The organism is Kitasatospora sp. NPDC098663 (assembly GCF_044760075.1).
Classification (GTDB): Bacteria; Actinomycetota; Actinomycetes; order Streptomycetales; family Streptomycetaceae; genus Kitasatospora.
On sequence record NZ_JBIWAP010000022.1, the window covers coordinates 94,301 to 107,310 of the forward strand.

Below are 13,010 nucleotides of genomic sequence, written 5' to 3' on the forward strand. Positions count from 1 at the left end.
AGCAGCCACCTGCTCCCCCGGGCGGCGTGGAGGGAGTACAGGCCTTGAACTTCGTGGCGGCGATCGGATCCTCGTGGATCTGCGCCCTGGCGCTCTTCGCCGTGCTCGGAGACGCCCTCCTCCCCTTCATCCCCAGCGGGACACTGGTCATCCTGGCGGTGCTCAAGACGGCGCGGATCGACGGCGCCCCGGTGCTGCTCGGCCTGGGCGTGGCAGTGGCCTCGTTCCTCGGCGACCTCCTCCTCCTGCACCTCGCCCGGCGCGGCGCCCCGCTGCTCCAGCGCCGGCTCGCCCAGCGCCCGGAACTGGCGGCCAGCGTGACCAGGGTCCAACAGGCCCTGGTCGAACGCCCCCACGGGGCGGCCGCGGCCATGGTGGTGGTCGCCCGGTTCGTCCCGGCCGGGCGGACCGTCCTGGACGTGGCCATCGGCCACTCCCCCGCACACCCGCACCGCTTCCTGCACTGGTCGGCACTGGCGGCGCTGGTCTGGGCCGCCTACATCGTGACGCTGGGCTGGCTGAACAGCCACTGGTTCGACACCGCCTGGCTGAGCCTCGCGGTGTCCTGCACCGCCGCCACCATCGTCAGCACCGCGATCGCGCGAATAGTGCGCCGCAACCGGCGACTCGCCGCGCTCTGACCGCTGCACCTCGGCCTGCACCTCCGGCCCCGGGCACCCCGGCCACCCCTCGCCGCACCCCCACCATGGGCGCGATCTGCCCGGACGGGCGACGAGCCGTACCGAGCGATGACGAACTCTGACCCACCCCGCCGGACCGGCGGTACCGTACTCCCCTGGCGGCGCGAGGAGCGAAGCGTCACAGGACGGCAACAGACGACGAATCCTTGCAGCCCAGGCCGGCCCTGCTGACGTGTTGACTCTCGTAGAGGGTCGACGGCCTTGGTGGCCGCTGCGGCCACATGGCATGCTAACGGCGGAAAATTCATCAATTGCCCGATTTGACCGGTGCGGCCCCGGGCCGCCCTCACCACCGGCATCGGCACCCAGGGGAGACCATGACCAGCATCTCGCGCAGGACGGTGCTCAGTGCGACCGCTGCGACCGCGGCCCTCGGCGCGGTCGCGGCCTGTTCCAGCAGCGGATCCGGTTCGAGCCAGAACTCCTCCTCCCCCACGACCGGCGACAGCCCCGGCACCACCCCGGCGGGCACGACCGACCCGACCAAGACGGGGGTGCCCAAGGGCACTCCGATCGGCGACGGCTCCAACGCCGACACCGGCCCGCAGCCGAACCAGCCGAAGCCCGAGAAGCTCAAGCCCGGTGAGCGGCCGCCGCAGTTCGTGGTGTTCTCCTGGGACGGCGCGGGTGGCACCGACGACGGCCAGTTCCCCCGCTTCCTCAAGCTGGCGGAGCAGTACAAGGCCACGATGACCTTCTTCCTCTCCGGGATCTACGCCCTGCCCAAGGGCAAGGCCGACCTGTACCACCCGCCGAAGCACTCGGTTGGCGCCTCCGACATCCCGTACCTGTCGGACGGCGCGGTCAAGAGCACGCTCAAGCTCGTCAGCCAGGCGTGGCTGGCCGGGCACGAGATCGGCACCCACTTCAACGGGCACTTCTGCTCCAGCCGCCCGGACAAGAACGGGGTCAACATGTGGACCCCGGAGGACTGGCAGAGCGAGATCGACCAGGCGATCGGCTTCGTGACCCAGTGGCGGACCAACACGGGCTTCACCGACGTCGACCCGCTGCCCTTCGACTACAAGAAGGAGCTCATCGGCGGCCGCACCCCCTGTCTGGAAGGTCAGAAGGCGCTCCTGCCGACCGTCGCGAAGTTGGGCTGGAAGTACGACGCCAGTTCCTCCGGCGGCCTGCAGATATGGCCGCAGAAGGTGCAGGACGGCAAGGTCTGGGACTTCCCGCTGCAGTCCATCCCGTTCCCCGGGCACACCTTCCAGGTGCTGTCGATGGACTACAACATCCTGGCCAACCAGTCCGCGGGCAGCACCAAGGGTGACCCGTCCAAGTACAACGACTGGCGCACCCAGGCCAAGGACTCCTACCTGGCCGGCTTCGACCGCGCCTACAACAGCAACCGTGCGCCGTTCTTCATCGGCAACCACTTCGAGCAGTGGAACGGCGGCATCTACATGGACGCCGTCGAGGAGACCCTCAAGACCATCGCGGGCAAGCCGGACGTCCGGCTGGTCTCGTTCAGGCAGCTGGTCGAGTGGCTGGAGGTGCAGGACCAGTCCACCCTGCGCAAGCTGCGCACGCTCAACGTCGGCCAGGCGCCGAGCGGCGGTTGGGAGACCTTCCTCGGCGCCGCGGGCTGAGACGGGCCGACCGAACAGGGGCGGACCGAGCAGGGCAGAAGGAGACAGGTGCGGCCGGCGGGGTGGACGGACCCCACCGGCCGCCGTCGTCGGGGCCGGGCCAGCTACCCCCCGGCGGTGACGTCCGCGAGCAGGCCGCGAACGATGCGCTCGGCCCCCGGCTCTCCCCAGAGGATCGAGTAGTGGTTGGTGTCCGGCACCAGCGAGGCCGGCACCCGCTCCTGGTCCAGCCCGGCCAGTCCGATCCGCTGGTGGTCGTAGAGGCCCTGGGGCTCGTCGAGCAGACCGCGCTCGGCCCAGAGCAGTTCGGCCGGGCAGGGCAGCCGGTGCACGGCGGTGGCCGCGTCCCGGTCCAGCAGGACCTGGGCGCCGTCGGCCTGAACGGCTTCCAGCACGCAGGAGGAGCGCAGTTCGGGCTCGACGCCGACCAGGTCCCGCTGGGTGTAGGCGTCGATCTCCGCCGACCAGGCCGTCCCGAAGGCCGGGTGCCGCTGCCAGAACTCCCGGTAGGCGTCCCGGTCCGGGAAGGTCATCGACAGCCGGGCCAGCGCGGGGCCGAGCACCGCGGCCAGCGCGTCCTCCTCGCGGATGCCCTCCGGCAGCGGGAAAGTCAGCGCGCCGTCCACCAGCAGCACCCGGCGGACGAGTTCCGGGTATCGGACGGCGGCCAGGGCGGTGACCCAGGCGCCCATCGAGTGGCCGACCACGGTGGTCGGGCCCGTGCCGAGAGCCGCGATCAATACGGCCACGTCGTCGGCGTGCCGGGCCAGCCCGTACGGCCCGGCGACCGCACGGCTCCCGCCGCGCCCCCGCAGGTCGGGCGCGAGCAGGGTGACCCGCCCGGCGAGTTGGCGGGCGACCTCGTACCAGGCGAGGCCGTTGGCGGTGATGCCGTGCACCGCCACGACCGTCGGGGCGCCCGGCTCGGCGGCGGGCCAGCGCAGGACCGCCAGCTCCCCTCCGGGCACGGCGACGGTCAACTCCTCGGGCTTCAGGGGCGACTGGCTCACGCGGGGGTACCTCCGGTGGGACGGGCGGTCCGAGCGGCGGCCGGAGTGCGGACCGCACGGGCGGATCGGGCGGCGCGGATGCGGGCAGGCAGTCTAGCCAGGCCACCGGGCAGCAGGTAGACCACCGCGACGAACAGGGAGCCCAGCAGGAACAGGGGTTGGGAGAGCGGCACCCGCAGGACCGCGGGCAGGTCCGCGATCGTCGTCGAGTTGGCGAGGTCGCCGAGCCGGTGGCTGGCCCAGGTGTAGAGGACACCGCCGAGCAGCGGACCCCAGCGTGTCCCCGAGCCTCCGAGCACGACCATCACCAGCAGGGCGAGCGTGGCGTCGGAGCCGGCGGCCTGCGGGGTGGCGCCGCCGGTCAGCAGCAGGTAGACCACTCCGCCCAGCCCGGCGAGACCGCCGGCGAGGACGAAGGCGACCAACTTGTAGCCGTAGGGCCGCAGTCCGAGCACCTCCACCCGGCGCTCGTTCTCCTTGATCCCCTCCCAGACCCGGCCGGCCGGCGAGTTGACGGCCCAGTGGACCACGGCGACCGTCAGCACCAGGTAGCCGACGGCGATCCAGTAGAGGTTGGCGGTGTTCTCGATCCCGAGCAGGCCGGGGGGCAGCAGGTCGGCCGGGGCGGAGCGGCCCTCCTCACCGCCGGTGACGCCACCGGGGTTGCGCTGGACGAGGATCGAGCCGGCCTGGGCGAAGGCGAGGGTGACCATGGAGAAGCCGATGCCGGTGACGCGGAGGCTGACCGAGCCGAGCAGCAGGGCCAGCGCGACGGTGCAGGCGACGCCGAAGACCGCCGCGGCGGCGAACGGCAGTCGCAGTTCCAGCATGCCGAGGTCGGTGGCGTAGAGGCCGGTCGCGAAGTAGAGAGCGTGGCCGAAGGAGAGCAGTCCGGTACGGCCGAGCAGGAGGTCGTAGCCGGAGGCGAGGGCCCCGTAGAGCAGGCACAGGGCGAGCAGTTGCAGGCTTCCGGGGCTGCCGAGCGGGCCGTCGAGCAGTCCCGGGACGGGAAGCGCACTATATGGGGCGACAAGGAGCGTGATCAGCAGGGCGATCGGCCACCAGCGTAGCGCTCTGTGCACCGGTGTCCAGCGATTAGTGACTGAGTCACCTGTTCGAGAGATGGCGCCGAGGTCGGTCGTGTGTTCACAATGGGTCCCGGCAAGGCTGGTGTCAGTCCCCCTTGCCACAGTGACGGTGTTGGCGGAGCCGGTGTCAGTCCCCTCTGCCAGCATGGCGGTCATGGCAGGGCTGGTGTCAGTCCCCCCTGCCATGGTGGCGGCGCTGCGGTCGGCCGCGGGGCCACCGGTGCTCGTGATCGGAGTTTCGGCGCTCACGCGAGCCTCCCGGTGAGTCCACGGGGTCGGACGAGAAGCAGGACGGCGAGCAGGACGACGACCGAGAGGTCGCCGAGCCCGGCGCCGGTGTAGTAGTTGGCGAACTGCTGGACGAGACCAACGCCCACGGAGGCGACGGCGGCCCCGGTGACGGAGCCCATGCCGCCCATCACCACGACGACGAAGGCGAAGATGAGCAGCCCGGTCCCCTGGCCGGGATTGACCGAACCGAAGTAGAGGCCACCGAGGGCACCGCCGAGCGCGGCGGCCGCCCCGCCGATGGCGAAGACGAGGGTGAACGCCTTCCGGACGTCGATGCCGAGCGCAGTGACCATCGCCCGGTCCTCGACCCCGGCCCGGACGATCAGCCCGTAGCGGGTACGGGCGAGGAACAACCGAAGAGCGAGCAGCAGCAGCGCGGCCGCGGCCACGAGCACGAAGCGGTTGACCGGGACGGTCGCACCGAGCACGTGCCAGGTGCCGGAGAGCACGGCGGGCTGGGGGAAGGGGCGGGCGTCCGCGCCCCAGATCCCCATCAGGAGGGCGGGCACGGCGAGCCCGACCCCGACGGTGGCGAGGATCTGATCGCGCGGCCGGCTGTAGAGCGGGCGGATCAGGAAGAGCTCCAGCAGGACGGCGGCGGCCGTTCCGACCAGGGTGCCGAACGGCACCGCGAGCCAGAAGGAGAGGCCGGCCTCGGTGCCGGCCCACCAGGTGGCATAGGCGCCGATGGAGAGCAGGGCGCCGTGCGCGAAGTTGAGCACGTCCATCAGACCGAAGATCAACGACAGGCCGGAGGCGACCAGGAAGTACAGCGCACCAAGACCGAGTCCGGTACAGGAGAGGAGGACGACGGTGTCCATCAGGGCTTCACCTCCGCGGTGACGACAGGGGTGGCCGGAGAAGCGGCGGGCCGGGGTCCGCCGGCGAGCGGGTGACGGGAGCCGACGCCGAGCAGGCGGCGGGCGGCCTCCTCGTCGGCCAACAGCTCGGCGGTGTCACCCCGGTGAGCGGTACGGCCGTCGGCCAGGACGGCGCAGGTGCCGGCCAGCCGTCGGACGAGGGCGAGGTTCTGCTCGACCAGGAGAACGGGCACGGCCTCGGCCGCTCGCGCCAGCACCTCGGCCACCTCGGCGACGATCTTCGGAGCCAGGCCCTTGGTGGGCTCGTCGGCGATGATCAACCGGTTGCGGTTGAGCAGCGTCCGGCCTATCGCCACCATCTGCTGCTGGCCGCCGGAGAGCGTCCCGGCCAACTGGCCGGCCCGCTGCTTGAGTTCGGGAAAGAGCTCGTGGACGAGTGGATAGTTCGGCTCGCCCGTCTCACCCTCGCCCCGGACGGCACGCTCTGCAAGGCGGAGGTTCTCGGCGACCGTCAGGCCGGCGAAGATCCCTCGGTCCTCGGGCGCGTAGCCGATGCCATGACGGACTACCAGGTGTGTGGGAAGGGAGGCCAGTTCGGCACCGGAGAAGCGGACGCTTCCGGTGCGCGGCACCAGGCCCATCACGGCCTTGACCGTGGTGGTCTTGCCGGCGCCGTTGCGGCCGAGGAGCGCGGTGACCCCGGCGGGGGCCACATCGAGGTCGACACCGTGCAGGATGTGCAGCCCGCCGATGACCACCCGCAGATCGCGAACGGAGAGGAGAGGGGCGACAGGAGACGTAGGCACGGCCGCAGAGGCAGAGGCAGAAACGGGCGAGGGGAGCGGAGAGGAGGTCACAGCGCCTCGCCCAGGTAGGCCTGTTGCACGGTCGGGTCGGCCATCACGGCCTCGGGGGTGTCCAGCGCGAGCAGCGTGCCGTGGTGCATCACCGCGAGGCGGTCGGCCAGCCCGAGCAGGACGTCCATGTGGTGCTCGACCATCAGGACGGTCCGGCCCAGGTCTCGGTGCACGGACCGGATCAGCTCGGTGAGGGCCGGTACCTCCTCCGCGCTGACCCCGGCCATCGGCTCGTCCAGCAGGATCAGACGCGGATCGGAGACGAGGAGGACGGCCAGTTCCAGTTTGCGCTTCTCGCCGTGCGAGAGCGCGCCCGCCAAGGTGTCCGCGCGGTGGCTGAGTTCGGTGCGGTGGAGGGTCTCGGCCAGCTGCTCCTGGTACCGGTCGGCACGGCGCCAGAGCCGGTACGAGGCGCGCGGTCCCGCCGCTGCCTGGGCTGCCAGTCGGACGTGGTCGGCGACCGTCATCCCCGGCCAGAGGGAGGAGGTCTGGAAGGTGCGGCCGAGACCGCGGCGCGCCCGGGCGTGCACAGCCTCGGCGGTGACGTCCGCACCGTCGAGGTGGAGACTGCCGTGGCTCGCCGGGTAGATGCCGGAGATCAGGTTGAAAAGGGACGTCTTGCCGGCGCCGTTGGGGCCGATGAAGGCGATGAACTCGCCTTCGCCGACCGAGAAGGAGACGTCCTCGACGATCGGCACCCCGCGGACGGACCAGCCGAGTCCGTCCAGCCGCAGCACCGGGGCGGGCGAGGCCGTGGCCGAGGCCGGGAAAGCGGCCGGGGAAGGAGTGGGGGCGGTGGAAGCGGGCATCGGGATCAGCCCGCCATCGGGGTGACCGGGGGCGCCACCTCGTCCGCGGTCAGGGCCTTCTCCACCGAGGGCTTGGCGGCGGCCCCGGTGCCGGTCAGCCGAGCCTGGAACATCGGCTGGAGCAGGGCGTGGTCCTCGGCGCGCACCGTGGTGCGCCCCTTCACGCCGTCGAAGCTCCAGCCCTCCAGCGCCTTGACCAGGGCCGACGTGTCATCGGCGGAACCGTGGTTGGCCTCGACGGCGTGCACGATCATCTGGGCGGCGGTGAAGCCGTCGGGCGTGAAGATGTCGGTCTTCCCGCCGGACGCGGTGACGGCCTCGTCCATGGCCTTCTCCACCGGAGTGCCGGCGGCTCCGCCGAAGTAGTGGTTCAGGAAGGAGATCTTCTCGGCCGCCGGACCGAACAGCGGGTAGGAGGCGGCCAGGTCCAGGCCGGTGACGACCTTGGTGTCGGCGAACACGTCCTGCTGGTTGAGCGCCGTCCACAGGGCCGAGGAGGAGTCGCCGGCCCAGGCGACGAACAGCAGGTCGGGCTTGGCGGTCTTGGCCTGGGTGGCGAACGGGGTGAGGTCGGTGGCGCTCGGCGGGGCGAGCACCTGGTCGACCGTCGCGCCCTGGGCGCCGAGCACGGCCTTGACGGCAGCCACGTTGGCCTGCCCGAAGGCGTTGTCCTGAGCGAGCACGGTGACCTTCTTGCCCTTGGCGTCACCGATGAACGAGGCCGCGGTACGGATGTCCTGGAAGGACTGGCGGCCGGAACGGAAGGTGTACTTGTTCAAGCCGGTGACCTTGTCGGCGGCGGCCGGGCCGCTGATGAAGAGCACCTTGTTCTGGGCGGCGATCGGGCCGACCTGGAGGGCGACGCCCGAGGCGGTGGAGCCGGCCAGGACCTTGTAGCCCTTGCCGATCAGGTCCTTGGCGGCGGACACCGCCTTGGCCGGGTCGCCCGCGTCGTCCTGCTCCTCGAAATCGACCTTGTGTCCGTCGACCGCGCCGGTGCCCTTGGTCGCGTAGCTCAGCCCCGCCTTGAAGCCCTCCAGGTACTGCTTGCCGTAGGCGGCCAGCGGTCCGGTCTTGGAGTACACCAGGCCGACCTTGACCGGGCTCTTCGCGCCACCGCCGCCCGCCGAGGCCGTCCCGGCGGTGCCGGCCTTGGCGCAGCCCGCGGCGAGCAGGACGCACGCCGCGACGGCGGCGAGCTTCCGGGCCGGACCGCCGGTCAGGGTCTCGCCCGGGCGGGCGCCGGAGGCGGGCCGAGTGGGGGCTGTCGAGCTGCGCATGGTGACCGACTCCTGAGGGTGCGGCGGGGTGGATGCCGGAACCGTAGGTGTGCGGTGGGACTGGCGACATGTGCCCGGGCGACGCATCGGCCCACCGTGATGTGGCTCCGGCCGACATACCACCCGGGCGGCGCCGTCACCCGGACGTCCGGGTGTGGCCGGCCGACACGGGCTCGTACCCACCCATGGCGGGAGCCGCCATGGCTGCGGCGGCCCGCGTCCGGTGACGGTGGAGGGGCTCGGCAGCCGTCCGGCGGCGGCCGCCGGGTCTTCCCGCCGAACCCTCCCGCCGGGTCTTCCCGCCGGGCCCGGCCCGGGCGTGCCCTCTCCCGTATCCCACTCCTCACGAGGTGATCCCTTGGACAAGGTCCTGGACTCCCCCGCCGACGCGGTCGGGGACATCCCCGACGGCGCGGTGCTGGCCGTCGGCGGCTTCGGCCTCTGCGGCATCCCGAGCACCCTGATCGGCGCCCTGGCGGACACCGGCACCACCGGACTCCAGGTGGTCTCGAACAACTGCGGGGTGGACGACTGGGGGCTCGGCCTGCTGCTGCGGGCGGGCCGGATCGCCCGGATGACGTCCTCGTACGTAGGCGAGAACAAGGAGTTCGCCCGGCAGTACCTCTCCGGCGAGCTGGAGGTGGAGCTCACCCCGCAGGGCACGCTGGCCGAGCGGCTGCGGGCCGGCGGCGCCGGCGTCCCCGCGTTCTACACCCCGGCCGGGGTCGGCACCCAGGTCGAGGAGGGAGGGCTGCCCTGGCGCTACGCGGCGGACGGCTCGGTGGCGCTGGCCTCACCGGCCAAGGAGGTCCGGGAGTTCGGCGGCCGCCGGTACCTACTGGAGGAGGCCATCACGGCGGACTTCGCGCTGGTCCGGGCCGAGGTGGCGGACCGGCACGGTAACTGCGTGTTCCACGCCGCCGCCCGCAACTTCAATCCGCTCTGCGCGACGGCGGGCCGGATCACCCTGGTCGAGGCGGACCGGATCGTCGAGGCGGGCGAGCTCGCCCCGGACGCCGTGCACCTGCCCGGCGTGTACGTGGACCGGGTGGTGGCCGCCGATCCCGCGGACCGCCGCATCGAGCGCCGGACCGTCCGCCCCACACTCCAGGAGGCCTGAACCGATGTCCACCCCGACCAGCACCCGCCCCCCCGCGCCCACCTCGCGGCCCGGCCTCGACCCGCGCAACGCCCTGGCCGCCCGGGCCGCCCGCGAACTGCGCGACGGCCAGTACGTGAACCTGGGCATCGGCCTGCCCACCCTGATCCCCAATCATCTCCCGCCGGGCGTCGAGGTGGTGCTGCACTCGGAGAACGGCATCCTGGGCGTCGGCCCGTACCCGGTCGAGGGCGCGGAGCACGCCGATCTGATCAACGCCGGGAAGGAGACGGTGACGGTCGCCCCCGGCGCCTCGTACTTCGACTCGGCCTTCTCCTTCGGCATGATCCGGGCCGGCCGGATCGACGTCTCGGTGCTCGGCGCCATGCAGGTCTCGGCGGCCGGCGACCTCGCCAACTGGATGATCCCCGGCAAGATGGTCAAGGGCATGGGCGGCGCGATGGACCTCGTGCACGGGGCCCGCCGACTGATCGTGGTCATGGAGCACACCGCCCGGGACGGCTCCCCGAAGATCGTCGAGGAGCTCTCACTTCCCGCCACCGGCAGGGGAGTTGTCAACCGGATCGTGACCGATCTGGCCGTGATCGACGTGACGCCGGACGGACTGCGGGTGGTGGAGACGGCCCCTGGCGCGGGGTTCGCGGACGTCCAGGCCGCGACGGGCGCCGCCCTCCTTCCACCGCTCTGACCGGACCGGACTGGGCTGGACCGGGCTGGACCGGGCTGGACCGGGCTGGACCGGGCTGGACCGGACGCACCGAACCCGCCCCGCAGCAGCGGCCGGGCCTCCCGTCGGGGAGGTCCGGCCGTTCGCGTTGCCCCCGCGGCGCCGCTACCGCCACCTCGCCCGCCGAATTCGCCGCATTAGCACCACCGCGGTGCGGATTGGCCGGGAACCGCAGGATCTTCATGCTTGCGCGGTGATCATTTCCCGGACAGCTTGCGATCACGGTTGCCCTCCGGGAGAGTTGGGGGCGCTGTGGATCCCGCGTGTCCGGAGGGGAAGCCGGGAGCGCACCGGGATCCGCATTCGAAGTCCCCGCAGGCGCGCAATGAATTCCGCTCGCAAACGCCCACCGGCACAAGCGGACGCATGACGCGAATGACAGCCCGAAAACCGCTTGGAAACAACGGCGGTCCACCGGGTGGTGTTTCACGGGGGAGGCTTTCGAGGCACGAGGCAAGGCGAAGCAAGGCTCCGGGGGGAGCGGACCAGCCCCGCCGAACGCGGCCGGCCAGGCGCACCGCGGGACGGCGGATCGCATACCCCCGGTCTGAACACGCACCAACGGGCCCGCCGCCACGGCCGGGCCCCGGCCGGGGGGAGCAGACGATGACCATGCCGTTCGCGCGACAGAAGGACGCCGGGACGGCCGGCGGGCGAGGCGCCGGACGGCGGCTCGACGACGACCTGGCCACCGTTGCCGCACCCGAAGCCCCGTACGACTACGGTCACTTCAGTCGGCTGGCAGGCCCGGCACACGACCCGGACGAGGAGGACGACCTCGGCGGCGGCGTCTACCGGCCCGAGCCCGCCCACCACCACGGAGCCGCGCCCACACCGTGGCACGCGCACGAGGCCGCCCAAGAGTCCGACCCCACCGCCCCCTACCGCGTCCAGTACCGCAGCCTGCTGCGCCGCGAGCCGCACCGGATCCGCGCCGCCCTGCTGATGGTGGCGGCCCCCCTGGTGGAGGTGGTGCTGCTGGTCTGGCTGCTGCTGCCGGAGCACTGGCCGGAGCGCCCCGGCGAGACGCACACCCTGGTGCTGCTGGGCGACAAGGTGATGATCGGGATCGTCGCCGTGGTCGAGGTGTTCCGGCTGGTCAACGTCGTGTCCAACACCCACGCCACGCTCGTCGCCCGCGATCCGATACCGGTGACGCCGGAGTCCGGCACCCGGGTCGCGTTCGTCACCGCCTGCGTGCCGGGCAAGGAGCCGGCGGAGATGGTGCGGGCCACGCTGGTCGCGGCGCGCGCCGTCCGGCACGACGGCCCGTACGACGTCTGGCTGCTGGACGAGGGAAACGATCCTGCGATGCAGGCGCTCTGCACCGAGCTGGGCGTCCGCCACTTCAGCCGCTTCGGCCGCCCGTACTGGAACCAGCCCAAGGGCCGGTTCCGCACCGGCACCAAGCACGGCAACTACAACGCCTGGTTGCAGGCGCACGGCGACGACTACGACTTCTGGGTCTCGGTGGACACCGACCACGCCCCGCTGCCGGACTTCTGCGAGCGGATGCTCGGCTACTTCCGTGACCCCGACGTGGCATTCGTGGTCGGGCCCCAGGTGTACGGGAACTACCGCAGCTCGGGATCGGCCGTCACCAAATTCTCCGAGAGCCAGCAGTACCTCTTCCACGCACTCATCCAGCGCGCCGGAAACCGTTACGGCGCGCCCATGTTCGTCGGCACCAACAACGCCGTCAGAATCCGTGCACTCCAGTCGATCGGCGGGTTGTACGACTCCATCACGGAGGACATGGCGACCGGCCTGGAGTTCCACCGGAGCCGGAACGCCGAGACCGGTGAACGCTGGAAATCCGTGTACACCCCGGACGTGCTCGCGGTCGGCGAGGGCCCGTCCTCCTGGACCGACTTCTTCTCCCAGCAGCTGCGCTGGAGCCGCGGCACCTACGAGACCCTGCTCACCCAGTACTGGCGGGTGCTCTGGCGGCTGTCGCCCGGGCGGCTGCTCAACTACTCGCTGATGGTGGGCTTCTACCCGATGGCGGCGCTCACCTGGCTGCTCGGCGGTCTGTCCAGCGTGCTCTACCTGGTGTTCGGCGCCTCGGGGGTCCATGTGTCCTCCGAGATCTGGATGATGCTGTACAGCGACGCCGCCGCGCTCCAACTGCTGCTCTACACCTGGAACCGCAAGCACAACGTCAGCCCGCACGAGCCGGCCGGCTCCTCCGGGGTCGCGGGCATGCTGATGTCCGCGCTCTGCGGCCCGGTCTACGCGGCCTCGCTCGTGCAGGCGCTGTTTCGGCGGCGCAGCCGCTTCGTGGTGACGCCGAAGGGCCGTTCGGCCAGCGCGGACCGGGTGAGCACGTTCCGCTTCCACCTGTTCTGGACGCTGGTGTTCGGCGGCGCGATAGCGGCTTCCTTCTTCACCGGCTACGACCACGTCGCGATGCGCACCTGGGCCTGGATCGCCCTGGTCCTGACCGTGCTGCCGATCCTGGTGCTGGCCGGCGACGCCGTCCGCCGCCGACGCGCCCGGCCCACGGCCACGCTCACCGTCACCGGCGGTCCGGCGGCGACCCCGAGGGTCGTCCTGGAGAAGCGCCGTCCCCGGCACGCCCGCGACCCCCGGCGCGGTGCGACCGCACCGGTCGCACCGATCACACCGGCCGCGCCGCCGGGCGCCCCCGCAGTGCCCGACCGGGCGGAGCGCACCACCACCCGCTGAAGCCGCCCCGCCAGCACCCC

Annotated in this window: 11 protein-coding genes; 5 read left to right on the plus strand and 6 right to left on the minus strand. The window is 71.9% G+C overall.

Annotation, left to right across the window (positions count from 1 at the left end; genetic code table 11):
• The first annotated feature begins 53 nt into the window (after nt 1-53).
• Together ACIQVZ_RS23705 and ACIQVZ_RS23710 are read left to right on the plus strand one after the other, a co-directional pair.
• Nucleotides 54-641: a VTT domain-containing protein gene (locus tag ACIQVZ_RS23705; RefSeq protein WP_350882667.1), complete on the plus strand. Its 588-nt coding sequence runs from the start codon at nt 54-56 to the stop codon at nt 639-641.
• 377 nt (nt 642-1,018) lie between these two features.
• Nucleotides 1,019-2,299 (plus strand): hypothetical protein, encoded by a 1,281-nt coding sequence (locus ACIQVZ_RS23710; RefSeq protein WP_402452640.1) that lies wholly within the window; start codon nt 1,019-1,021, stop codon nt 2,297-2,299.
• A gap of 104 nt (nt 2,300-2,403) precedes the next feature.
• Here the strand turns inward: ACIQVZ_RS23710 and ACIQVZ_RS23715 are convergent, their stop codons facing one another.
• The 6 genes from ACIQVZ_RS23715 to ACIQVZ_RS23740 all read right to left on the minus strand — a co-directional run bounded on the left by ACIQVZ_RS23715 (nt 2,404) and on the right by ACIQVZ_RS23740 (nt 8,455).
• Nucleotides 2,404-3,309 carry an alpha/beta fold hydrolase gene (locus ACIQVZ_RS23715; protein WP_402452641.1) on the minus strand — a complete coding sequence of 302 codons (906 nt, stop codon included), beginning with the start codon at nt 3,307-3,309 and terminating at the stop codon, nt 2,404-2,406.
• On the minus strand, nt 3,306-4,391 hold the full coding sequence (locus ACIQVZ_RS23720; RefSeq protein ID WP_350882627.1) for a branched-chain amino acid ABC transporter permease: 1,086 nt from the start codon (nt 4,389-4,391) through the stop codon (nt 3,306-3,308). The genes ACIQVZ_RS23715 and ACIQVZ_RS23720 overlap by 4 nt, the downstream gene beginning before the upstream one ends.
• Before the next feature lie 251 nt (nt 4,392-4,642).
• Nucleotides 4,643-5,509: a branched-chain amino acid ABC transporter permease gene (locus ACIQVZ_RS23725; protein WP_402452643.1), complete on the minus strand. Its 867-nt coding sequence runs from the start codon at nt 5,507-5,509 to the stop codon at nt 4,643-4,645.
• Nucleotides 5,509-6,315, minus strand: a complete 807-nt coding sequence (locus ACIQVZ_RS23730; protein ID WP_402452645.1) for an ABC transporter ATP-binding protein — start codon at nt 6,313-6,315, stop codon at nt 5,509-5,511. Before ACIQVZ_RS23730 ends, ACIQVZ_RS23725 begins: the two co-directional genes overlap by 1 nt.
• Before the next feature lie 47 nt (nt 6,316-6,362).
• The gene (locus ACIQVZ_RS23735; RefSeq protein WP_402452647.1) at nt 6,363-7,175 is read right to left on the minus strand and encodes an ABC transporter ATP-binding protein; all 813 of its coding nucleotides are present in this window, start codon (nt 7,173-7,175) and stop codon (nt 6,363-6,365) included.
• Between the two features lie 5 nt (nt 7,176-7,180).
• A complete protein-coding gene (locus ACIQVZ_RS23740; protein ID WP_402452648.1) occupies nt 7,181-8,455 on the minus strand; it encodes a substrate-binding domain-containing protein in 1,275 nt (424 codons plus the stop codon).
• A gap of 358 nt (nt 8,456-8,813) precedes the next feature.
• Between ACIQVZ_RS23740 and ACIQVZ_RS23745 the strand changes: the two genes are divergently transcribed.
• The 3 genes from ACIQVZ_RS23745 (at nt 8,814) to ACIQVZ_RS23755 (ending at nt 12,990) form a co-directional block, all read left to right on the plus strand.
• Nucleotides 8,814-9,575 carry a CoA transferase subunit A gene (locus ACIQVZ_RS23745; RefSeq protein ID WP_350882637.1) on the plus strand — a complete coding sequence of 254 codons (762 nt, stop codon included), beginning with the start codon at nt 8,814-8,816 and terminating at the stop codon, nt 9,573-9,575.
• A 4-nt stretch (nt 9,576-9,579) separates the two neighbouring features.
• Nucleotides 9,580-10,263: a 3-oxoacid CoA-transferase subunit B gene (locus ACIQVZ_RS23750; RefSeq protein ID WP_402452650.1), complete on the plus strand. Its 684-nt coding sequence runs from the start codon at nt 9,580-9,582 to the stop codon at nt 10,261-10,263.
• A 645-nt stretch (nt 10,264-10,908) separates the two neighbouring features.
• The gene (locus ACIQVZ_RS23755; RefSeq protein WP_350882641.1) at nt 10,909-12,990 is read left to right on the plus strand and encodes a cellulose synthase catalytic subunit; all 2,082 of its coding nucleotides are present in this window, start codon (nt 10,909-10,911) and stop codon (nt 12,988-12,990) included.
• The last annotated feature ends 20 nt before the right edge of the window (nt 12,991-13,010 follow it).